General features: G+C 71.6%; 19 protein-coding genes and 1 pseudogene. 2 read left to right on the top strand and 18 right to left on the bottom strand.

The annotated features are described in order from the left end of the window. Positions 1-271 precede the first annotated feature (271 nt). The 14 genes from EST92_RS22690 to pyrR all read right to left on the bottom strand — a co-directional run bounded on the left by EST92_RS22690 (position 272) and on the right by pyrR (position 17,320). Positions 272-2,410, bottom strand: a complete 2,139-nt coding sequence (locus EST92_RS22690) for a primosomal protein N' (RefSeq protein WP_129282681.1) — start codon at positions 2,408-2,410, stop codon at positions 272-274. Positions 2,411-2,521: 111 nt separating this feature from the next. Continuing rightward, a complete protein-coding gene (gene metK / locus EST92_RS22685) occupies positions 2,522-3,730 on the bottom strand; it encodes a methionine adenosyltransferase (RefSeq protein ID WP_006607446.1) in 1,209 nt (402 codons plus the stop codon). A gap of 253 nt (positions 3,731-3,983) precedes the next feature. Further along, positions 3,984-5,219 carry a bifunctional phosphopantothenoylcysteine decarboxylase/phosphopantothenate--cysteine ligase CoaBC gene (coaBC, locus tag EST92_RS22680; protein ID WP_129282680.1) on the bottom strand — a complete coding sequence of 412 codons (1,236 nt, stop codon included), beginning with the start codon at positions 5,217-5,219 and terminating at the stop codon, positions 3,984-3,986. Positions 5,220-5,327: 108 nt separating this feature from the next. Beyond that, complete coding sequence (gene rpoZ, locus EST92_RS22675) at positions 5,328-5,600, bottom strand: DNA-directed RNA polymerase subunit omega (RefSeq protein WP_005319902.1); 273 nt, start codon at positions 5,598-5,600, stop codon at positions 5,328-5,330. Between the two features lie 100 nt (positions 5,601-5,700). Further along, the gene (gmk, locus tag EST92_RS22670) at positions 5,701-6,321 is read right to left on the bottom strand and encodes a guanylate kinase (protein WP_129245007.1); all 621 of its coding nucleotides are present in this window, start codon (positions 6,319-6,321) and stop codon (positions 5,701-5,703) included. 38 nt (positions 6,322-6,359) lie between these two features. Next, entirely contained in the window at positions 6,360-6,683 is a 324-nt protein-coding gene (locus EST92_RS22665) for an integration host factor (RefSeq protein WP_006607450.1), read from the bottom strand. 215 nt (positions 6,684-6,898) lie between these two features. Beyond that, positions 6,899-7,708 (bottom strand): orotidine-5'-phosphate decarboxylase, encoded by an 810-nt coding sequence (pyrF, locus tag EST92_RS22660; protein ID WP_129282682.1) that lies wholly within the window; start codon positions 7,706-7,708, stop codon positions 6,899-6,901. A 410-nt stretch (positions 7,709-8,118) separates the two neighbouring features. Then, positions 8,119-9,228 (bottom strand): quinone-dependent dihydroorotate dehydrogenase, encoded by a 1,110-nt coding sequence (locus EST92_RS22655; protein WP_129282679.1) that lies wholly within the window; start codon positions 9,226-9,228, stop codon positions 8,119-8,121. A gap of 100 nt (positions 9,229-9,328) precedes the next feature. Further along, entirely contained in the window at positions 9,329-12,640 is a 3,312-nt protein-coding gene (gene carB / locus EST92_RS22650; protein ID WP_129282678.1) for a carbamoyl-phosphate synthase large subunit, read from the bottom strand. Further along, positions 12,633-13,787 (bottom strand): glutamine-hydrolyzing carbamoyl-phosphate synthase small subunit, encoded by a 1,155-nt coding sequence (gene carA, locus EST92_RS22645; RefSeq protein ID WP_129282677.1) that lies wholly within the window; start codon positions 13,785-13,787, stop codon positions 12,633-12,635. The genes carB and carA overlap by 8 nt, the downstream gene beginning before the upstream one ends. Beyond that, positions 13,784-14,371, bottom strand: coding sequence for a hypothetical protein (locus EST92_RS22640; protein ID WP_129282676.1), 588 nt, complete (start codon positions 14,369-14,371; stop codon positions 13,784-13,786). The genes carA and EST92_RS22640 overlap by 4 nt, the downstream gene beginning before the upstream one ends. Further along, positions 14,368-15,654, bottom strand: a complete 1,287-nt coding sequence (locus tag EST92_RS22635; protein WP_129282675.1) for a dihydroorotase — start codon at positions 15,652-15,654, stop codon at positions 14,368-14,370. The genes EST92_RS22640 and EST92_RS22635 overlap by 4 nt, the downstream gene beginning before the upstream one ends. Before the next feature lie 4 nt (positions 15,655-15,658). After that, on the bottom strand, positions 15,659-16,636 hold the full coding sequence (locus tag EST92_RS22630) for an aspartate carbamoyltransferase catalytic subunit (protein WP_129282674.1): 978 nt from the start codon (positions 16,634-16,636) through the stop codon (positions 15,659-15,661). A 93-nt stretch (positions 16,637-16,729) separates the two neighbouring features. Then, positions 16,730-17,320: a bifunctional pyr operon transcriptional regulator/uracil phosphoribosyltransferase PyrR gene (pyrR, locus tag EST92_RS22625; RefSeq protein ID WP_006607458.1), complete on the bottom strand. Its 591-nt coding sequence runs from the start codon at positions 17,318-17,320 to the stop codon at positions 16,730-16,732. Positions 17,321-17,539: 219 nt separating this feature from the next. Between pyrR and bldD the strand changes: the two genes are divergently transcribed. Next, positions 17,540-18,040: a transcriptional regulator BldD gene (bldD, locus tag EST92_RS22620; RefSeq protein WP_093482219.1), complete on the top strand. Its 501-nt coding sequence runs from the start codon at positions 17,540-17,542 to the stop codon at positions 18,038-18,040. A 195-nt stretch (positions 18,041-18,235) separates the two neighbouring features. Here the strand turns inward: bldD and nusB are convergent, their stop codons facing one another. From nusB to EST92_RS22600, 4 genes and pseudogenes are all read right to left on the bottom strand, one after another. After that, positions 18,236-18,670, bottom strand: a complete 435-nt coding sequence (gene nusB, locus EST92_RS22615) for a transcription antitermination factor NusB (protein WP_129245032.1) — start codon at positions 18,668-18,670, stop codon at positions 18,236-18,238. A gap of 2 nt (positions 18,671-18,672) precedes the next feature. Next, positions 18,673-19,239: an elongation factor P gene (gene efp, locus EST92_RS22610; RefSeq protein WP_129245034.1), complete on the bottom strand. Its 567-nt coding sequence runs from the start codon at positions 19,237-19,239 to the stop codon at positions 18,673-18,675. Positions 19,240-19,305: 66 nt separating this feature from the next. After that, complete coding sequence (locus EST92_RS22605; RefSeq protein ID WP_129282673.1) at positions 19,306-20,412, bottom strand: aminopeptidase P family protein; 1,107 nt, start codon at positions 20,410-20,412, stop codon at positions 19,306-19,308. Between the two features lie 65 nt (positions 20,413-20,477). After that, positions 20,478-21,053 (bottom strand): annotated as a pseudogene (locus EST92_RS22600) (AAA family ATPase); the annotation flags it as partial. Between EST92_RS22600 and EST92_RS22595 the strand changes: the two are divergent. Next, a partial coding sequence (locus EST92_RS22595; protein WP_254068964.1) for a hypothetical protein occupies positions 21,033-21,132 on the top strand: 100 nt, incomplete at its 3' end. The pseudogene EST92_RS22600 and the gene EST92_RS22595 sit on opposite strands and share 21 nt — an antisense overlap.

Raw genomic sequence — 21,132 nt, 5'->3', positions numbered from 1 at the left:
TGTCCGCGGCGGGCTGCGCGGCGGCTCTGCGGCCGCCATAACGGCGGTGCACCGCCTGTTTGGTCACGCCGAGCGCCCACGCGCCGCCCGCCAGCGCCCCGGGACCGCCCCCGACACCGGTCCCGGGGCGGCGTCATGTCCGGGGCGGATCGGGCCGGGCCGTGCCGTGGCATGGCTGCCGTACGACGGGGCGCGATGGCGGATGGCGGGATGGCGGCTGGCGGGATGGCGGGGTCACGAGCGCCGAAGCCGTCCCGCGCACCGAGCGGTGTCACCCGAGATCGGGTGGATCGATCCGGACCCGTACGGCCTCCCCCTCCCGCTTGACCATCCGGGCCGCGCGGGCGGCCTTGAGCGCCGCGGCGAGCGCCGCGCCCTGACCCGGGCGGACGCGTACCAGCGCCCGCTCCCACTGTTCGCCGGCCGGCGGGTCGCCCGGCCGACGCGGGCGGGCGGGGTCCGGTACGGGAAGGGGTACGGGGCCCAACACCTCGGCACCGGCGGGGAGTTCGGCGGACCGCAGCAGTTCGGTGACGTCCTCGGACCGGCCGGTCACGGAGGCCATCCGCGACACCGGGGGGAAGCCCAGCTCGGCCCGCTCGGCCAGCTCGCGGACCGCATGGCCGACCGGATCCCAGCGCACCAGCGCCTGCACCGGCCGCAGCGTCGGTTCCGCGATGACCGCGACCGTGCCCCCTGCCGCCTGACCGCGGACCAGCCCGGCGGCGCCCAGCCAGCGGCGCAGCGCCTCCTCCCCGGCCCGCAGATCCGGCCGCCCGAGCAGCGCCCAGCCGTCCAGCAGCAGCGCGGCCGCATACCCGCCGCCCGCCGCCACCGGCTCCGCGCCCGGTGTGCTCACCACGAGCGCGGGGGCGTCCGGCACCGTCGCCAGCACATGGTCCCGCCCCGAGGTGCGCACCGGTACCGCCGGGAAGACCCGGCCCAGCTCCTCCGCCGTGCGCCGCGCCCCCACGACCCGGGCCCGCAGCCGCGCGCCACCGCACTCGCCGCAATGCCAGTCGGGCTCCGGCCGTCCGCACCACGCGCAGAGCAGATCGCCCGCGTGCTGCGATTCCAGCGGGCCCGCGCAGGCCCGGCAGCGCGCGGGGGTACGGCACCGTTCGCACGACAGCCGGGGCGCATATCCGCGGCGCGGCACCTGGACGAGGACCGGCCCGCGCTGCAGCCCCTCCCGCACCAGCTGCCAGGCCATCGTCGGCAGCCGGGCGGCCCGCGCGGCGGCGTCCCGCGCCTCGTCACCGTCGCTGACCGTACGCACCAGCGGCGCCGCGGCCCGCACCTGCTCGCGCTCGGCGGCCAGCGGGCGCGCCCAGCCGGTCTCGACCAGCTGCGCCGCCTCGACGGTGCAGCTCAGCCCGCCCAGCAGGAAGCCGGCGCGCTCGTTGACCGAGCGCTGGATGAGGACCTCGCGGGCATGCGGCTGGGGCGCATGGGGATCGCTGTGGCTGGCGTCCCCGTCGTCCCAGAGGGCGACCAGCCCCAGATCGGCGACCGGGGCGAACATCGCCGCGCGCGTCCCGACCACGGCCCGCACCGCGCCCCGGCTCACCGCCAGCCAGCGGCGATAGCGCTCCTCCGGTCCGGCATCGGCGGTGAGCAGCACATGCCGGTCCGTCCCGATCAGCTCGCCGAGCGCCGCGTCCACCCGCGCCGCGGCCCGCCCGTCCGGCACCACCACCAGCGCGCCACGCCCGCCCGCCAGCGCCGCGGCGGCCGCCCGCGCCAGCTCCTGCGGCCAGGTCGCTCCGGGGAGCGCGGTCCACACGGCCCGCGGGGCGTCCCCGCGCGTCAGCGCCGTCAAAAACCCGGGGCCAGCGCCGTAACGCTCCCAACTCCCTGGTTCCGGTGGGGCGTTGGGCGGCTGTGGGGCAGGCGAGGGCTTGGCCTCGGCCCGCGCCCGCCGCGGGGGGACCGCCAGCTGCACCACATCGGCCAGCGAGCCGGCATAGCGGTCCGCGACCGCCCGGCACAGCCCCAGCAGCTCCGGCGTCAGCACCCGCTCCGACGACAGCACTTGGGCAATCGGCGCCAGCACCCCGCGGTAGTCGCTCTCCGCGACCCGTTCCACGATGAATCCGCTGACCAGCTTGCCGCCCTCGCGCCGGCCGCCCTTCTCCCCCGCGCCGAACCGCACCCGCACCCGCACCCCGGGCTGCGCCTCCTGGTCCATCGCCGCGGGCACCGCATAGTCGAAATACCGGTCGAGGTGCACCAGGCCCTTGTCGACCAGCACCCGCGCCACCGGCAGCTGTGCCGCGAGCTCGGCGCCCCGCCAGGTCCGCGGCTTCGCGCGCCCGGCCTTGTTCTCCCGCACGGCCTCGCGGATGAGGGCCAACTGCTCGCCCGCATCCGACGCCCCCGCCTCCGGTCGCCCGTTCTCCCTGCTCACAGCACCAGTCTTAGCAGACGGCACGGACAGCGACCGGTGGCTGTGGACAACCGACGGCCCCGGACCGCCAGGCGGTCCGGGGCCGTGGTCACCTCATACGAGGCAGTGGGCTTACAGCCCGGCGGCCTGCTTCAGCGCCTCCACACGGTCCGTGCGCTCCCAGGTGAAGTCCTCCAGCTCACGGCCGAAGTGGCCGTAGGCGGCGGTCTGGGCGTAGACCGGGCGGAGCAGATCGAGGTCGCGGATGATGGCGGCCGGGCGGAGGTCGAAGACCTCGCCGATGGCCTGCTCGATCTTGTCGGTGTCGACGGTGGCGGTGCCGAAGGTCTCGACGAAGAGACCGACCGGCTCGGCCTTGCCGATGGCGTAGGCGACCTGAACCTCGCAGCGGGCCGCGAGGCCGGCGGCGACGACGTTCTTGGCGACCCAGCGCATCGCGTAGGCGGCCGAGCGGTCGACCTTGGACGGGTCCTTGCCGGAGAAGGCACCGCCGCCGTGACGGGCCATGCCGCCGTAGGTGTCGATGATGATCTTGCGGCCGGTGAGGCCGGCGTCACCCATCGGGCCGCCGATCTCGAAGCGGCCGGTCGGGTTGACCAGCAGCCGGTAGCCGTCGGTGTCCAGCTTGATGCCGTCCTCGACGAGCTGGTTGAGGACGTGCTCGACGACGAACTCGCGGATGTCGGGCGCCAGCAGCGAGTCGAGGTCGATGTCGCTGGCGTGCTGCGAGGAGACCACGACGGTGTCGAGGCGGACGGCCTTGTGGCCGTCGTACTCGATGGTGACCTGGGTCTTGCCGTCGGGGCGGAGGTAGGGGATGGTGCCGTTCTTGCGGACCTCGGAGAGGCGCTTGGAGAGCCGGTGCGCGAGGTTGATCGGGAGCGGCATCAGCTCCGGGGTCTCGTCGCAGGCATAGCCGAACATCAGGCCCTGGTCGCCCGCGCCCTGCTTGTCCAGCTCGTCGTCGTCGCCCTCGACGCGGTTCTCGTACGCGGTGTCGACACCCTGGGCGATGTCCGGGGACTGCGCGCCGATGGACACCGAGACGCCGCAGGAAGCGCCGTCGAAGCCCTTCTTGGAGGAGTCGTAACCGATGTCCAGGATCTTGTTGCGGACGAGGTTGGGGATGTCGGCGTACGCCTTCGTGGTCACCTCGCCGGCCACGTGCACCAGGCCGGTGGTGATCAACGTCTCCACGGCGACCCGGGAGGTCGGGTCCTCCTTGAGGAGAGCGTCGAGGATGGTGTCGCTGATCTGGTCAGCGATCTTGTCGGGGTGGCCCTCGGTGACGGACTCCGAGGTGAAGAGGCGGCGGGACACATCGCTCCCTGGGGTTGCAGCGGCTGCTGGCTGATCATTGGCGGAAGGGCCGAGAGCTGCGCTCGGCCCGATCCACTCGCCAGTTTATCGGTCGTATGCGGCGTTCGGACACGCAGTCTCGATTTATGGACCCCTCGTGACCTGGGACACCGCGACTCACGGTAGGACGATCACCTTGAGAATGGGGCGGGTCAAGGGGACACGCCCGATTTTGTACGGCCGAAGGGGTGTTTCCGGAGGCCGGATGCGCGTCTCAGCGTTCGGTATCGGCCAGGCGCGGAGCCACCAGGTCCCAGACCGTATCGGCCAGGTCTTCCTTGGGTCCGTACGGCACCGGGGTCTCGGCGCCGTCGGCCGCCAGGATCACCGCTTCGTTCCCGGCCGAGCCGAAGGCCTTGTGCTCCCCGACCTCATTGACGACCAGCAGGTCACAGCCCTTGCGGGCGAGTTTGGCGCGGCCGTTGGCGAGCACGTCGTCGGTCTCGGCGGCGAAGCCGACCACGACCTGGCCCGGACGGGCCCGCTCCGCGGAGAGCTCGGCCAGGATGTCTGGATTTCTCACTAGAGTTACCGGCTCCGGTTCCTGGCCGTCGACCTTCTTGATCTTGCCGGTGGTGTAGACGGCGGGCCGGAAGTCGGCCACGGCGGCGGCCATGACCACCGCATCGGCCTCCGCGGCAGCCTTCAGTACGGCCTCGCGCAGCTGACGGGCCGTGCCGATACGGACCACGTCGACGCCGGCCGGATCGGGCAGCTCGGTGTTGCCGGCGACGAGGGTGACCCGGGCGCCGCGGGCCACCGCGGTGCGGGCGAGCGCATAGCCCTGCATGCCCGAGGAGCGGTTGCCCAGATAGCGGACCGGGTCCAGCGGTTCGCGGGTGCCGCCCGCGCTGACCACCACATGGCGGCCGGCGAGATCCCGCTCGGCCGCCCGCGGGCCGCGGGCCAGCACCCGGCGGCAGAGTTCGAAGATCTCGGCCGGGTCGGGGAGGCGGCCCTTGCCGGTGTCGACACCGGTCAGCCGGCCGACCGCGGGCTCGATGACGAGTGCACCGCGACGGCGCAGGGTGGCGACGTTCTCCTGGGTGGCGGGGTTCTCCCACATCTCGGTGTGCATCGCCGGGGCGAAGACCACCGGACATCGCGCGGTGAGCAGCGTGTTCGTCAGCAGATCGTCGGCGAGACCGTGGGCGGCCTTGGCCAGCATGTCGGCGGTGGCGGGGGCGACCACGACGAGATCGGCGGTCTGGCCGATCCGGACGTGCGGGACCTCGTGGACGGACTCCCAGACCTCGGTGCCGGCCGGGTTGCCGGAGAGCGCCGACCAGGTGGCCTCGCCGACGAAGTGCAGCGCCGAGGCGGTCGGCACGACACGTACGTCGTGCCCGGACTCGGTCAGCCGCCGCAGCAGCTCGCACGCCTTGTACGCGGCGATCCCGCCGCTGACCCCCAGGACGACCCTGGGCCGCTCCCGCTCCCGCTTGTCCATCGCTTCGCCGCTCCCCGGGCTCGGTCCGTGTGCCTGTATGCCCCTATGACACACCAAGGGCCCGGCGGACGCGCCGCCGGGCCTCGATGAACGGTACTGCTGTGCTGCCTACTGCGCGGGGCCCTCGATGGCCTCGGAGGTCAGCAGACCCGCGTTGATCTCGCGCAGCGCGATCGACAGGGGCTTCTCGTGGACGTGCGTGTCCACCAGGGGGCCGACGTACTCCAGCAGGCCCTCGCCGAGCTGCGAGTAGTACGCGTTGATCTGGCGCGCGCGCTTGGCGGCGTAGATCACGAGGCTGTACTTCGAATCGGTGGCCTCGAGAAGCTCATCAATGGGCGGGTTGATGATGCCCTCGGGTGCAGTGATGGAAGAGGACACTCTCTGCCTTCCGAAAGGGGATGAAGCCTGGGTCATGCGCCTGGTCGTACGGAATGGCGCAAAATCGTGGACGATCCGGGGCCGGTGAAGCTCGGCGGGGTCAGCCGCTGGTGTTCCGCTCCTCGGATCGATGCAGCATCAAGGCTAGCAGCTCGCGGCTGACGTCCTCGACGGAGGTATTGACAAGGGTCACATCGAACTCTTTCTCCGCTGCCAGTTCGACCCTGGCGGCGGCCAGCCGACGTTCGATGACCTCCGGCGCCTCCGTGCCCCGGCCGGTGAGCCGGCGGACCAGCTCGTCCCAGCTCGGCGGGGCGAGGAAGACCAGATGGGCCTCCGCCATGGACTCGCGTACCTGGCGGGCGCCCTGCAGATCGATCTCCAGCAGGACCGGCTCGCCGGCCTCCAGCCGGTCCAGCACCGCCTTGCGGGGGGTGCCGTAGCGGTTGCCGGCGAATTCGGCCCATTCGAGCAGCTCACCGTTGGCGATCAGCTTGTCGAATTCCACGTCGTCGACGAAGAAGTACTGCACGCCGTGCTGTTCCCCGGGGCGCGGCTTGCGGGTCGTGGCCGAGACCGAGAGCCAGACCTCGGGGTGGACCTTGCGCATATGCGCGACGACCGTGCTCTTACCGACCCCGGAGGGGCCGGAGAGCACGGTCAGCCGCGGTTGTCTGGCCGGGGGCTCGGGGGTCGTCCCCCGGGAGACTGCAGAACTCATGCCGCGATTATTCCAGCTTCCCGGTAGTGCCGGAAAATTCAGGAAGCAGTACTGCCGAACTCGCGCTCCAGCGACGCGATCTGGTTGGAGCCGAGCCCCCGGACTCGGCGGCTCTCGGAGATGCCGAGCCGTTCCATGATCTGCTTGGCGCGGACCTTGCCGACGCCCGGCAGGGACTCCAAGAGGGCGGAGACCTTCATCTTGCCGATGACGTCATTCTCCTGGCCCTGCTTGATGACCTCATGGAGGGAAGCACCGGAGTGCTTGAGCCGATTCTTGACCTCGGCGCGCTCCCGGCGAGCCGCGGCGGCCTTCTCGAGCGCGGCTGCGCGCTGTTCAGGGGTAAGGGGCGGAAGAGCCACGCCTACGTCACCTCGGATGTCGAACTGTCGGATACGGACCGGTGTGGAACCTAGTCGCCCCGCACCTGCGGAGCAACGAGCAACGCGCTTACGTGCACTGCTCTCGTCGGAGACTAGCGGGCGAGGGCTCCGGAGTCAGCGAGAACAGACGAAAAGTCCTGGTCAGACTCTGCTGACCAGGACAATTCGGGACCAAAGTCCCCGTCGGACGGCGTTCAGGCGAGCGCGGTGCGCACTTCGCCGGTGAATCGGTCCACCGCCGCGCGCAGTGCCGCGGCGTCCGGACCGTGCCGCAGCACCCCCCGGCTGACGCTCGGCAGGACGTTGTGCACCGCGTCCCCGAAGACGGTCGGGAGGTCGGCGGGGGTGGCGCCCTGGGCGCCGATGCCGGGGGCGAGCAGCGGGCCGTTGATCGCCAGGTCGAACGAGGAGAGATCGCCGAGCGTGGCGCCGACGACCGCGCCGAAGGAACCCAGCGGCTCGGCGCCGGCGTTCTCGGCGGCGAGGTGGCCGAGCATGGTCGACGCGACGGTGCTGCCGTCGGCCCGGACCGCGCGCTGGACCTCCTGGCCCTCCGGGTTGGAGGTGAGGGCGAGGGCGAACAGCCCGCAGCCGTTCTCCCGGGCCAGGTCGACGGCCGGGCGCAGCGAGCCGTAGCCCAGGAACGGGCTGACCGTGACGGCGTCCGAGAACAGCGGGGAGGCCGGGTCGAGGTAGGTCGCGGCATACGCGGCCATGGTGGAGCCGATGTCGCCGCGCTTGGCGTCCATCAGGACCAGGGCGCCGCGCTCGCGGGCCTCGGCGACGGCGGTCTCCAGGACGGCCAGGCCGCGCGAGCCGAAGCGCTCGAAGAACGCGGATTGTGGCTTGAAGACGGCCACCGACTCGCCGAGGGCCTCCACGACGGTGCGGGTGAACCGCGCCAGGCCGGCGACGTCGTCGTTCAGGCCCCAGTCGGCCAGCAGCGCGGCGTGCGGGTCGATGCCGACACAGAGCGGACCGCGCTCGTCCATGGCGCGGCGCAGGCGGGCGCCGAAGGGGTCGGGCGACGGGCGGGCCCCGAAGGGGTCTGCAGACGAATGCTGCGGCCCGGAGGGCCTCGGTGAGGGGTGGTGGTCGGGCGACGGGCGGGCCCCGAAGGGGTCTGCAGACGAATGCTGCGGCCCGGAGGGCCTCGGTGAGGGGTGGTTGTCGGGCGACGGGCGGGCCCCGAAGGGGTCTGCAGACGAATGCTGCGGCCCGGAGGGCCTCGGTGAGGGGTGGTGGTCGGGCGACGGGCGGGCCCCGAAGGGGTCTGCAGACGAATGCTGCGGCCCGGAGGGCCTCGGTGAGGGGTGGTGGTCGGGCGACGGGCGGGCCCCGAAGGGGTCTGCAGACGAATGCTGCGGCCCGGAGGGCCTCGGTGAGGGGTGGTGGTCGGGCGACGGGCGGGCGGTCATGCGGTCACCTTCTTGTGCTCGGCGCCGACGGCCTCGGCGAGGGTGGCGTAGGGGCTGTTGCGCAGGCGGGCGGCCAGTCCCTTGTGGATCGCGCGGCACCAGAACGGGCCCTGGTAGATGAAGGCGCTGTAGCCCTGGACCAGGGTGGCGCCGGCGAGGATGCGCTGCCAGGCGTCCTCGGCGTTCTCGATGCCGCCGACCCCGATGAGAGTGATCTTGTCGCCGACGCGGGCGTAGAGGCGGCGCAGCACCTCCAGGGAGCGGGCCTTGACCGGCGCGCCGGACAGCCCGCCGGTCTCGGCGATCAGCGCCGGGTCGGAGGTCAGGCCCAGGCCCTCGCGGGCGATGGTGGTGTTGGTGGCGATGATCCCGTCCAGGCCCAGTTCGACGGCGAGGTCGGCCACCGCGTCCACGTCCGCGTCGGCGAGGTCCGGTGCGATCTTGACCAGGAGCGGGACCCGGCGGTCGGTGACCGTGCGGTCGGCGGCCTCGCGCACCGCGGTCAGCAGCGGGCGCAGCTGGTCGACGGCCTGGAGGTTGCGCAGCCCCGGCGTGTTCGGGGAGGAGACGTTGACGACCAGGTAGTCGGCGTGGCGGGCGAGCCGCTCGGTGGAGGTGACGTAGTCGGCGGTGGCCTCGTCCTCCGGTACGACCTTGGTCTTGCCGATGTTGACGCCGACGGTGGCCGGGAAGACCGGGTTGCGGGCCGCCAGACGCGCCGCCACGGACGCCGAGCCGTCGTTGTTGAAGCCCATCCGGTTGATCAGCGCACGGTCCGGTACGAGGCGGAACAGGCGCTTCTTGGGGTTGCCCGGCTGCGGCTGGGCGGTGACCGTGCCGATCTCGACATGGTCGAAGCCGAGCATGGTCATGCCGTCGATGGCGACGGCGTTCTTGTCGAAGCCGGCGGCCAGCCCGAAGGGGCCGTGCATCCGGCGGCCGAGGGCCTCGGTGCGCAGCTCCTTGTAGCGGGGGGCGAGGGCGGCCGCGAGGAAGGTGCGCAGCACGGGGAGGCGCACGGCCAGCTGGATCCAGCGGAAGGCCAGGTGGTGGGCCTTCTCGGCATCCATGCGCCGGAAGAACAGGGCGAAGAACAGGCGGTACATCGTCGGGCGGGACCTTCCGCGGTGAGGAGTCGGGGGCTCGTGGAGCGGGTGCGGGGCTCACGAAGAGGGGGACACCGCCTCGGTGTCCCCCTCCCGGTCCCTACTCCGCGCGGGCCGCGGTGAGATGTTCGGCGTGTTCCTGGAGGGAACGCACCCCCACATCTCCGCGGGACATGGCCTCGATGCCCTGGACGGCGGCGGCCAGCGCCTGGACCGTGGTCAGGCACGGGACGCCGCGGGCGACGGCGGCGGTACGGATGTCGTAGCCGTCGAGCCGGCCGCCGGTGCCGTACGGGGTGTTGACGATCAGATCGACCTGGCCGGCGTGGATCAGCTGGACGATGGTCTTCTCGCCCTCCGGGCCCTCGCCCTCGGACTGCTTGCGCACCACGGTGGCGTTGATGCCGTTGCGGCGCAGCACCTCGGCGGTGCCGGAGGTGGCGAGCAGCTCGAAGCCGTGCGCAACCAGCTCCCGGGCCGGGAAGATCATCGAGCGCTTGTCGCGGTTGGCGACGGAGACGAACGCCCGGCCCTTGGTGGGCAGTGCGCCGTACGCACCGGTCTGCGACTTGGCGTAGGCGGTGCCGAAGACCGAGTCGATGCCCATGACCTCGCCGGTGGAGCGCATCTCCGGGCCGAGGACGGTGTCCACACCGCGGCCGTGGATGTCGCGGAACCGCGACCAGGGCATGACGGCTTCCTTGACGGAGATCGGCGCGTCCAGCGGCAGGGTGCCGCCGTCGCCGGTCTTGGGCAGCATGCCCTCGGCGCGCAGCTCGGCGATGGTGGCGCCCAGCGAGATCCGGGCAGCGGCCTTGGCCAGCGGCACCGCGGTGGCCTTCGAGGTGAACGGCACCGTACGGGAGGCGCGCGGGTTGGCCTCCAGCACGTAGAGGATGTCGCCGGCCATCGCGAACTGGATGTTGATCAGGCCGCGGACGCCGACGCCCTTGGCGATGGCCTCCGTCGATGCCCTCAGCCGCTTGATGTCGAAGCCGCCCAGGGTGATGGGGGGCAGCGCACAGGCGGAGTCGCCGGAGTGGATACCGGCCTCCTCGATGTGCTCCATGACGCCGCCGAGGTAGAGCTCGTGGCCGTCGTAGAGCGCGTCGACGTCGATCTCGATGGCGTCGTCGAGGAACCGGTCGATGAGCACCGGGTGGCGGTCGATCAGGCCGGCGTGGCGGGTGAGGTACTCGCCCAGCGAGGGCTCGTCGTAGACGATCTCCATGCCGCGGCCGCCGAGCACGTACGAGGGCCGGACCATGACCGGGTAGCCGATCTCGGTGGCGATCCGCTTGGCCTGGTCGAAGGAGAAGGCGGTGCCGTACTTGGGGGCCGGCAGCCCGGCCTCGGTCAGCACCCGGCCGAACGCGCCGCGCTCCTCGGCGAGGTCGATCGCCTCGGGCGAGGTGCCGACGATCGGCACGCCGTTGTCCTTGAGCGCCTGCGCCAGTCCCAGCGGGGTCTGGCCGCCGAGCTGGACGACGACGCCGGCGACCGGGCCGGCCTGGGTCTCGGCGTGCACGATCTCCAGCACGTCTTCCAGCGTCAGCGGCTCGAAGTACAGGCGGTCGGAGGTGTCGTAGTCCGTCGAGACGGTCTCGGGGTTGCAGTTGACCATCACGGTCTCGTAGCCGGCGTCGCTGAGCGCGAACGAGGCGTGGACGCAGGAGTAGTCGAACTCGATGCCCTGGCCGATGCGGTTGGGGCCGGAGCCGAGGATGATCACGGCCGGCTTCTCGCGGGGCGCGACCTCGGTCTCCTCGTCGTAGGAGGAGTAGAAGTACGGCGTCTTCGCGGCGAATTCGGCGGCGCAGGTGTCGACCGTCTTGTAGACCGGGCGGACGCCGAGGGCGTGCCGGACCTCGCGCACGACGTCCTCGCGCAGCCCGCGGATGCCCGCGATCTGGGCGTCGGAGAAGCCGTAGCGCTTTGCGTCCGCAAGGATTTCCGGGTGGAGCTTCTCGGCGGCCGCGATCTCGTCGGCGATCTCCTTGATGAGGAAGAGCTGGTCGACGAACCAGGGGTCGATCTTCGTGGCGTCGAAGACCTCCTGGGGGGTGGCGCCGGCGCGGACGGCCTCCATGACGGTGTTGATCCGGCCGTCGGTGGGGACCTGCGCGCGTTCCAGCAGCGCCGCCTTGTCACCGGGCGCGCTGACGAAGTCGAACTGGCTGCTCTTCTTCTCCAGCGAGCGCAGGGCCTTGTTGAGCGCCTCGGGGAAGTTGCGGCCGATCGCCATGGCCTCGCCGACCGACTTCATGGTCGTGGTCAGCGTGGCGTCGGCGACCGGGAACTTCTCGAAGGCGAACCGCGGGACCTTGACGACGACGTAGTCGAGGGTCGGCTCGAAGGAGGCCGGGGTCTTCTCGGTGATGTCGTTGGGGATCTCGTCGAGGGTGTAGCCGACGGCGAGCCGGGCGGCGATCTTCGCGATCGGGAAGCCGGTGGCCTTGGAGGCCAGCGCCGAGGAGCGCGAGACGCGTGGGTTCATCTCGATCACGATCACCCGGCCGTCGTCGGGGTTGACCGCGAACTGGATGTTGCAGCCGCCGGTGTCGACCCCGACCTCGCGGATCACGGCGATGCCGACGTCCCGCAGGGTCTGGTACTCGCGGTCGGTGAGCGTCATCGCCGGGGCGACCGTGATCGAGTCGCCGGTGTGCACGCCCATCGGGTCGAAGTTCTCGATGGAGCAGACGACCACGACGTTGTCGTTCTTGTCGCGCATCAGCTCCAGCTCGTACTCCTTCCAGCCGAGGATGGACTCCTCCAGGAGCACCTCGGTGGTCGGGGAGAGCGTCAGGCCCTGACCGGCGATCCGGCGCAGTTCCTCCTCGTCGTGCGCGAAGCCGGAGCCGGCGCCGCCCATGGTGAAGGAGGGGCGGACCACGACCGGGTAGCCGCCGAGCTCGTCGACGCCGGCGAGGACGTCGTCCATGGAGTGGCAGATGACCGAGCGCGCGGACTCGCCGTGGCCGATCTTCTTGTTGACCTCCGCCACGACCTCCTTGAACAGGTCGCGGTCCTCGCCCTTGTTGATCGCCTCGACGTTGGCGCCGATCAGCTCGACGCCGTACGCGTCGAGGGTGCCGGCCTCGTGCAGCGAGATCGCGGTGTTCAGCGCGGTCTGGCCGCCCAGGGTGGGCAGCAGGGCGTCCGGGCGCTCCTTGGCGATGATCTTCTCGACGAAGTCCGGGGTGATCGGCTCGACGTAGGTGGCGTCGGCGATCTCCGGGTCGGTCATGATCGTCGCCGGGTTGGAGTTCACCAGGATGACGCGCAGGCCCTCGGACTTGAGGACCCGGCACGCCTGGGTACCGGAGTAGTCGAACTCGGCGGCCTGGCCGATGACGATCGGGCCGGAGCCGATGACCAGGACGGACTGGATATCGGTGCGCTTAGGCACGCTGGCCCTCCATCAGGGATACGAAGCGGTCGAAGAGGTACGCGGCGTCGTGCGGACCCGCGGCGGCTTCGGGGTGGTACTGGACGCTGAAGGCCGGCTGGTCGAGCAGCTGGAGGCCCTCCACCACGTCGTCGTTGAGGCAGACGTGGGAGACCTCGGCGCGGCCGAAGGGGGTGTCGGACACGGTGTCGAGCGGGGCGTCGACGGCGAATCCGTGGTTGTGCGCGGTGACCTCGACCTTGCCGGTCGTGCGGTCCTGCACCGGCTGGTTGATGCCGCGGTGCCCGTACTTGAGCTTGTAGGTGCCGAAGCCCAGCGCACGGCCCAGGATCTGGTTGCCGAAGCAGATGCCGAACAGCGGCGTCCTGCGCTCCAGGACACCCCGCATGACGGAGACCGGGTGGTCGGCGGTGGCCGGGTCGCCGGGGCCGTTGGAGAAGAACACCCCGTCCGGGTTGACGGCGTAGACGTCCTCGACGGTGGCGGTGGCGGGGAGCACATGCACCTCGATGCCGCGCTCGGCCATGCGGTGCGGGGTCATGCCCTTGATGCCCAGGTCGATCGCGGCGACGGTGAACTTCTTCGTGCCGATCGCCGGGACGACGTAGGACTCCTTGGTGGCGACCTGGGTGGACAGGTCGGCGCCCTGCATCTCGGGGGCCTGGCGCACCTTGGCGAGCATGACGCCCGCGTCGGGCAGCGCCTCGCCGGAGAAGATGCCGACCCGCATCGCACCGCGCTCGCGCAGGTGGCGGGTGAGCGCGCGGGTGTCGACACCGCTGATGCCGACGACGCCCTGGGCGACCAGCTCGTCGTCCAGGGAGCGCACCGAGCGCCAGTTGGAGGGGATGCGGGCGGGGTCGCGGACGACGTAGCCGGCGACCCAGATCCGCTGCGACTCGGGGTCCTCGTCGTTCACACCGGTGTTGCCGATGTGCGGGGCGGTCATGACGACGACCTGGCGGTGGTACGAGGGGTCGGTCAGCGTCTCCTGGTAGCCGGTCATGCCGGTGGAGAACACCGCTTCGCCGAAGGTCTCCCCCACGGCCCCGTAGGCGCGGCCGCGGAAGCTGCGGCCGTCCTCCAGGACGAGTACGGCGGGGAGCCCCCTTGTGCCGTGGGCGGAACCCCTGGTGGAGGTCGTCATCGTGCGCCTTCCGTTTCGGTGTGCTCGGTGGTGTACGGGGTGGTGCTCAGCGTGGTGAGGGCCTCGACCCAGGCGGCGTGCTCGGCGGACCGGTCGGAGCGGAAGCCCGAGTCGAGCTCCTTGCCGCCGTGTTCCCAGGTGACGATCAGCAGCCCGCCCTCGGTGAGGACCTTGCCGGCGATGCCCTTGTCCAGGCGGGCGCCGCGCAGGGCGGCGGCCGGCACGAAGAAGTCCGTGGCGCCGGGCCGTACGACGTCCAGACCCTGCTCGGTGAGGGTCAGCTCGACGCGGCTGCGGGCGCCCAGGCCGTGCGCGACGATCCGGTCGAGCCACTGGCCGGCGGTGGTGGAGCCGTGGTAGCGGCCGCTGAGCCGGAGCCGCGGCTCGCCCGGGTCCTCGGGGGTGGTCGGCAGCTCGGGCAGATCGCCCTGGAGCGTGCCGCGCCACTTCCAGCCCTGGCGCATCAGCCAGTAGACGAAGGCGACGAAGACCAGCAGTCCGACGACCCAGCCGATCCGAGCCGCCCAGTCGGTGACCGGTGCGGACTGCTGTGCCGCGGCCAGGTGGAACAGTGAAGGAGTCACGCCAGCTTCCCGTCGACGACCGTTGCCCGGCCCCGCAGGAAGGTGTGGGTGACGCGTCCCGGCAGCTCACGGCCCTCGTAGGGGGTGTTGCGGCTGCGGGAGGCGAAGCCCGCGGGGTCCACCTCTCCACGGTAAGCGGAATCGAGGAGGGTGAGGTTGGCGGGCTCACCGGCCGAGATGGGACGGCCGTGGCCGGCGGCCCCGCCGATCCGCGCGGGCTTGACCGACATCCGGTCCGCGACGCCCGCCCAGTCCAGCAGGCCGGTCTCCACCATCGTCCGCTGGACGACCGACAGCGCGGTCTCCAGGCCCACCATGCCCATGGCGGCCGCGGCCCACTCGCAGTCCTTGTCCTCGTGCGGGTGCGGGGCGTGGTCGGTGGCGACGATGTCGATGGTGCCGTCGGCGAGGGCCTCGCGCAGCGCCATGACGTCGCGCTCGGTACGCAGCGGCGGGTTGACCTTGTAGACGGGGTTGTAGGTGCGCACCATCTCGTCCGTGAGGAGCAGGTGGTGCGGGGTGACCTCGGCCGTCACGTCGATCCCGCGGGACTTGGCCCAGCGCACGATCTCGACGGAGCCCGCGGTCGACAGATGGCAGATGTGCACCCGGGAGCCCACGTGCTCGGCGAGCAGCACGTCCCGGGCGATGATCGACTCCTCGGCGACGGCCGGCCAGCCGCCGAGCCCGAGCTCCGCGGAGACGATGCCCTCGTTCATCTGGGCGCCCTCGGTGAGCCGCGGCTCCTGGGCGTGCTGGGCGACGACGCCGCCGAAGGCCTTCACGTACTCCAGGGCGCGCCGCATGATCACGGCGTCGTGGACGCACTTGCCGTCGTCGGAGAAGACGGTGACCCCGGCGGCGGACTCGTGCATGGCGCCCAGCTCGGCGAGCTTCTTGCCCTCCAGCCCGACCGTCACGGCGCCGATCGGCTGCACATCGCAGTAGCCGTGCTCCCGGCCGAGACGGTAGACCTGCTCGACGACGCCGGCGGTGTCGGCCACCGGGAAGGTGTTGGCCATGGCGAACACGGCGGTGTAGCCGCCGCTCGCCGCGGCCTGGGTGCCGGTCAGGACGGTCTCGGAGTCCTCCCGCCCGGGCTCGCGCAGATGGGTGTGCAGATCGACGAGGCCGGGCAGCAGCACCTGCCCGCCGGCCTCGATGACCTGGGCACCCTCGGCCGACAGGCCACTGCCGACGGCCTCGATGAGCTCGCCGTCGATCAGGACGTCCTGCGGCTCGCCGCCGAGCACCTGCGCACCGCGGATCAGAATCTTGCTCATGGTCTTACTTCTCCTCGGTACGGGGGTGGGTCACGGCGGGCTCGTTGCCGCCCAGCAGCAGGTACAGGACGGCCATGCGGACGGAGACCCCGTTGGTGACCTGCTCGACGACCGTGCAGCGGTCGGAGTCGGCGACCTCGGCGGTGATCTCCATGCCCCGGACCATCGGGCCGGGGTGCATCACCAGGGCGTGCTCCGGCATCCGGGCCATCCGGTGGCCGTCCAGGCCGTAGCGGCGCGAGTACTCGCGCTCGGTCGGGAAGAAGGCGGCGTTCATGCGCTCGCGCTGCACCCGCAGCATCATCACGGCGTCGGACTTCGGCAGCACGCTGTCGAGGTCGTACGACACCTCGCAGGGCCAGGTCTCGACGCCGACCGGCACCAGGGTGGGCGGCGCGACCAGCGTGACCTCGGCGCCGAGGGTGTGCAGCAGGTCGACGTTCGAGCGGGCGACCCGGCTGTGCAGCACATCGCCGACCAGGGTGATGCGCTTCCCGCCGAGGTCCTGGCCCAGCCCGGCGTCGGGACCGATGAGCCGGCGCCGCATGGTGAAGGCGTCGAGCAGGGCCTGGGTGGGGTGCTGGTGGGTGCCGTCGCCGGCGTTGATGACCGGGGCGTCGATCCAGCCGGAGGTGGCGAGCCGGTAGGGGGCGCCGGAGGCGCTGTGCCGGATGACGACGGCGTCCACGCCCATCGCCTCCAGCGTCTGGGCGGTGTCCTTGAGGGACTCGCCCTTGGACACGCTGGACCCCTTGGCGGCGAAGTTGATCACGTCCGCGGAGAGCCGCTTCTCGGCGGCCTCGAACGAGATCCGGGTCCGGGTCGAGTCCTCGAAGAAGAGGTTGCAGACCGTGCGTCCGCGCAGCGTGGGGAGTTTCTTGATCGGCCGGTCGGCGACCCGGGCCATCTCCTCGGCGGTGTCGAGGATCAGGACGGCGTCGTCGCGGGTGAGGTCGGCGGCCGAGATGAGGTGACGCTTCATCCGGTGTTCTCCGTGAGTGAAGGAGGTGTACGGGGATGTCCGTCGAACGGGCATGCCTGCGGGCCCGGGGTCACCGGGTCCCTGCGTGAGGCGCTAGCGCTCGCCGGCCGGTGCGGTGTGCTTCACGCCGAGCAGCACGGCGTCCCGGCCGTCCTCCTCGGTGAGCTGGACCTTGACCGTCTCCCGCAGCGACGTGGGGAGGTTCTTGCCCACGTAGTCGGCGCGGATCGGCAGTTCGCGGTGGCCGCGGTCGACGAGGACCGCCAGCTGCACGGCGCGCGGCCGCCCGATGTCGCCCAGGGCGTCCAGCGCGGCGCGGATCGTGCGCCCGGAGAACAGGACGTCGTCGACGAGCAGGATGAGCCGGCCCTCGATGCCGTCGGCGGGGATGTCCGTGCGGGCGAGCGTGCGGGCGGGGCCCAGGCGCAGGTCGTCGCGGTACATCGTGATGTCGAGCGAGCCGACCGGCACCGCGCGGCCGGTGATCTCTTCGAGCTTGGCGGCCAGCCGCCGGGCGAGGAAGACGCCGCGGGTGGGGATTCCCAGCAGCACCACATCGTCCGCGCCCTTGGCGCGCTCGACGATCTCATGGGCGATGCGGGTGAGCATGCGCGCGATGTCCGGGCCTTCGAGCACCGGCCGCGCGGGGAGCTGGACCCCTGCGTCGGAAGTGTGTGCGTCCATACGAAACGGACCTCCTTCTCCGCCTCACGGGACGGACCTTAAAGGACGTCGGAATTACGCAGTCAGGTTAGCAGGACCCCCGTCAGCGCCCGTCCGCACCCCTGACGGGTGAGGGTCTACCCCGTTCCGCTTGACGAAGTCAGATTACGCTGCGTAACCTCACAGTGAGTTACCAGCCCGCGGCTGAGCCGCATTTCGACACAGCGTCCGGGGAGCCATATGTCCAGCGAATACGCCAAACAGCTCGGGGCCAAGCTCCGCGCCATCCGCACCCAGCAGGGCCTCTCTCTCCACGGCGTCGAGGAGAAGTCCCAGGGCCGCTGGAAGGCCGTGGTCGTGGGTTCGTACGAGCGCGGCGACCGTGCCGTGACCGTGCAGCGCCTCGCCGAACTGGCGGACTTCTACGGCGTTCCGGTCCAGGAGCTGCTGCCGGGTACGACACCGGGCGGCGCGGCCGAGCCGCCGCCGAAGCTGGTGCTCGACCTCGAGCGCCTGGCCCATGTCCCGCAGGAGAAGGCCGGCCCGCTGCAGCGCTACGCCGCCACCATCCAGAGCCAGCGCGGTGACTACAACGGCAAGGTCCTCTCGATCCGCCAGGACGACCTGCGCACCCTTGCCGTCATCTACGACCAGTCGCCCTCGGTGCTGACCGAGCAGCTGATCAGCTGGGGCGTGCTCGACGCCGATGCCCGCCGCGCCGTGCAGCACGACGAGCTCTGACCCCCTCCCACCTGCAGAAACGTGCCGCCGCTCCGGGTTTCCGGGGCGGCGGTTCGGCGTTCCGGCCGGCGGGCGGCGGTGGACCGCCGCCGCGCGGTGCCACCGGGGAGGGCCCCTGGCGGCGTTCTGCGGGCATGCGACGGGCCCGGAGCAGATCCCTTCACTCCGGGCCCGTTCACACGCTCTGCCGAGCGCCTACTGCTCCTCGCGGCGCAGGCTCGGCTTCAGCTCCTTGAGCCGGCCGAGGAGGCCGTTGACGAAGGCCGGGGAATCGTCCGTGGAGAATTCCTTGGCGAGCTGCACGGCTTCGTCGATCGCCACCGCGTCCGGAGTGTCGTCCACCCAGAGCAGCTCGAAGGCGCCCAGGCGCAGGATGCTGCGGTCGGCCGCCGGCATCCGGTCCAGGTCCCAGTCGACCGCGTAGGTGGAGATCAGCTCGTCGATGCGGGTGACCTGGTCCGCGTACCCCTCGACCAGCTGCAGGGTGTATTCGTTCACCGGCGGCTGCCGGGGGTCGGTCCGGGCGTGCCGCATCCAGTCCGCGAGCACGGACTGCACATCGGCACCGCGCTGGTCGGCCTCGAAGAGTATCTGGAAGGCGCGCTTACGGGCCTTGGTGCGGGCAGCCACGGTTAGCTGTTCACCCGGCCGAGGTAGTCGCCCGTGCGGGTGTCGACCTTGATCTTCTCGCCGGTGGTGATGAAGAGCGGCACCTGGATGGAGTAGCCGGTCTCCAGCTCGGCGGGCTTGGAGCCGCCGGTGGACCGGTCGCCCTGCACGCCGGGCTCGGTGTGCTTGATGGTCAGCTCGACGGCGGCGGGCAGCTCGACGTAGAGCACCTCGCCCTCGTGCTGCGCCACGACCGCCTCGAAACCCTCGATCAGGTAGTTGGCGGCGTCACCGACGGCCTTGCGGTCGACGTGCAGCTGGTCGTAGGTGTCCATGTCCATGAAGACGAAGTAGTCGCCGTCCATGTACGAGAACTGCATTCCGCGCTTGTCGACGGTGGCCGTCTCCACCTTCACACCGGCGTTGAAGGTCTTGTCCACCACCTTGCCGGACAGCACGTTCTTGAGCTTGGTGCGGACGAAGGCCGGGCCCTTGCCGGGCTTGACGTGCTGGAACTCGACGACGGACCAGAGCTGGCCGCCGTCGAGCTTGAGCACCATGCCGTTCTTGAGGTCGTTCGTGGATGCCACGGTTGCGGAATCTCCTGGACTGCAGGTGGTGGGACCCGGGAGCGGCGCAGCCCCGAACCCTGCGGTTCAGAGTGCGAGCAGCTCCTTGGTCGTGATCGTGAGTAGCTCGGGCCCGCCGTCCGCCTCGGGGCGGACGACGAGTGTGTCGTCGATCCGGACACCCCCTCGGCCCGGGAGGTGAACCCCCGGTTCGACGGTGACCGGCACGCAAGCGTCCAGTTTACCCATGGCGGCAGGGGACAACTGAGGGTCCTCGTCGATTTCGAGTCCCACGCCGTGCCCGGTCCACGGTCCGAGGCGCTCGCCGTACCCCGCCGCGTCCAGCACGCAGCGGGTCACCCGGTCCACCTCCCGGCACTCCACACCCGGCGCCAGCGCCTCGCGCCCGGCGCGCTGGGCTGCGAAAACGAGATCGTACAGCTCGATCTGCCAGTCCTCGGGGGTGGTGCCGATGACGAAGGTACGGCCGATCTCGCAGCGGTAGCCGCGGTAGTTGGCGCCCAGGCAGACACTGAGGAAATCGCCCTCCTCGACCCGTCGGTCGGTGGGCAGGTGTCCGGGGCGGCCGGCGTTCGGGCCGGTCGCGACGGAGGTGGGGAAGGCCGGGCCGTCCGCACCGTGGTCGACCAGCCGGCGCTCCAGTTCCAGCGCGAGATGCCGCTCGGTGCGCCCGACCAGGATGGATTCGAGCAGCTCGCCCAGGGCCTGGTCGGCGATCTCGGCGGCGATCCGCAGACACGCGATCTCGTCGTCGTCCTTCACCAGCCGCTGCGCCTCGACCGCGCAGGCCAGGTCGGTCAGGTGCAGCCGGGGCGCGACCTGGGAGAGCGCACGGTGGCGGGTGACGGTCAGATGGTGCTCCTCGACGGCCAGGGTGTCCGCACCGGCCTTCGCGGCCAGGTCGGCGCCGGCCACCACCGGGTCGCCGCCCCGGGTCGGCAGGACCGACACCCGTACGTCGTCGGCCGGCCGGCCCTCGGCGGGATCGCCGCTCAGCGGCCTGCCGCACAGCAGCACGTCGACGGCGGGGCCCAGCAGCAGCGCGGCGCCGGACGGGGCGCAGCCGGTGAGATAGCGGACGTTCGCGGGGCGCGAGATCAGTGCGGCGGCACTTCCGGCCCCGGCTACGCGGTCGCGCAGCTTCATGCGTCGGGCCGCGTACAACTCGGACATATCACGAGCGTACGGCGGCTCTCCCGAGGCGGCCGGTCGAGCGGGGCCGCCCGGGGTACCGGCCGCTACCAGGTGGGCGGGCTGGCGATGCTGCGGGCCACGACATCGTCCAGGACCCGTACCGTCGTGGCGACATCGTGCTGGGAGTTGTCGATGATCGGCAGTCCCGAGCCGTACCAGCCGGCCATCCGCCCGTGGATCCTGGCCACCTCTTCGTCGGAGAGCCGGCGGTTGCCACTGCGCCGGGCGTTGCGCTCCAGGACGATCTCCAGACCGGGCAGCAGCACGATCGGCAGCAGGCCGGGGCCCACATGCCGCTTCCAGCCGCCGAGGCCGACGACCGGCCGGTCGGGGAAGACGGCGTCGTCGAGGATGCAGGAGATGCCGTTGGCGAGGAAGTTGCGGGCCGCGAAGCCGCAGGTGCGGCGGGCGAGGCGGTACTGCGCCTCGGAGTGGTCGTTCCAGCCGGCCTGCGGGTCGGCGAAGCCGGCCCGGACCCATTCGCGGACGTCGTCGAGGCTGATGTGCGCGGTCGGCACCCGGCGGGTGTCGGCCCAGTGGCGCGCGACGCTGGTCTTGCCGGCGCCGGCCGGGCCGATGAGCAGCACCGCGACGGCCGTGTGCGCGGCGTCCGGGGCGGCGGTGTCGGCGGGGGGGCCACCACCGACCTGGCCGGTTTCGTCGCCGCGACCTGGCTGCGCGGGGTGCGCTGGATCGCCG

The organism is Streptomyces sp. TM32 (assembly GCF_004122755.1).
GTDB classification, from domain to species: domain Bacteria; phylum Actinomycetota; class Actinomycetes; order Streptomycetales; family Streptomycetaceae; genus Streptomyces; species Streptomyces sioyaensis.
Note: the sequence above shows the minus strand (reverse complement) of the source record. Positions and strands in the feature narration are given on the sequence as shown.

What these genes read in the sequence shown, in the direction of transcription:
- coaBC (WP_129282680.1), bottom strand. Translation starts at nt 5,219, where the DNA reads ATGGACAAGCGGGAGCGGGAGCGGCCCAGGGTCGTCCTGGGGGTCAGC.
- gmk (WP_129245007.1), bottom strand. Translation starts at nt 6,321, where the DNA reads ATGAGTTCTGCAGTCTCCCGGGGGACGACCCCCGAGCCCCCGGCCAGA.
- EST92_RS22655 (WP_129282679.1), bottom strand. Translation starts at nt 9,228, where the DNA reads ATGTACCGCCTGTTCTTCGCCCTGTTCTTCCGGCGCATGGATGCCGAG.
- carA (WP_129282677.1), bottom strand. Translation starts at nt 13,787, where the DNA reads ATGACGACCTCCACCAGGGGTTCCGCCCACGGCACAAGGGGGCTCCCC.
- EST92_RS22635 (WP_129282675.1), bottom strand. Translation starts at nt 15,654, where the DNA reads ATGAGCAAGATTCTGATCCGCGGTGCGCAGGTGCTCGGCGGCGAGCCG.
- EST92_RS22630 (WP_129282674.1), bottom strand. Translation starts at nt 16,636, where the DNA reads ATGAAGCGTCACCTCATCTCGGCCGCCGACCTCACCCGCGACGACGCC.
- pyrR (WP_006607458.1), bottom strand. Translation starts at nt 17,320, where the DNA reads ATGGACGCACACACTTCCGACGCAGGGGTCCAGCTCCCCGCGCGGCCG.
- bldD (WP_093482219.1), top strand. Translation starts at nt 17,540, where the DNA reads ATGTCCAGCGAATACGCCAAACAGCTCGGGGCCAAGCTCCGCGCCATC.
- EST92_RS22605 (WP_129282673.1), bottom strand. Translation starts at nt 20,412, where the DNA reads ATGTCCGAGTTGTACGCGGCCCGACGCATGAAGCTGCGCGACCGCGTA.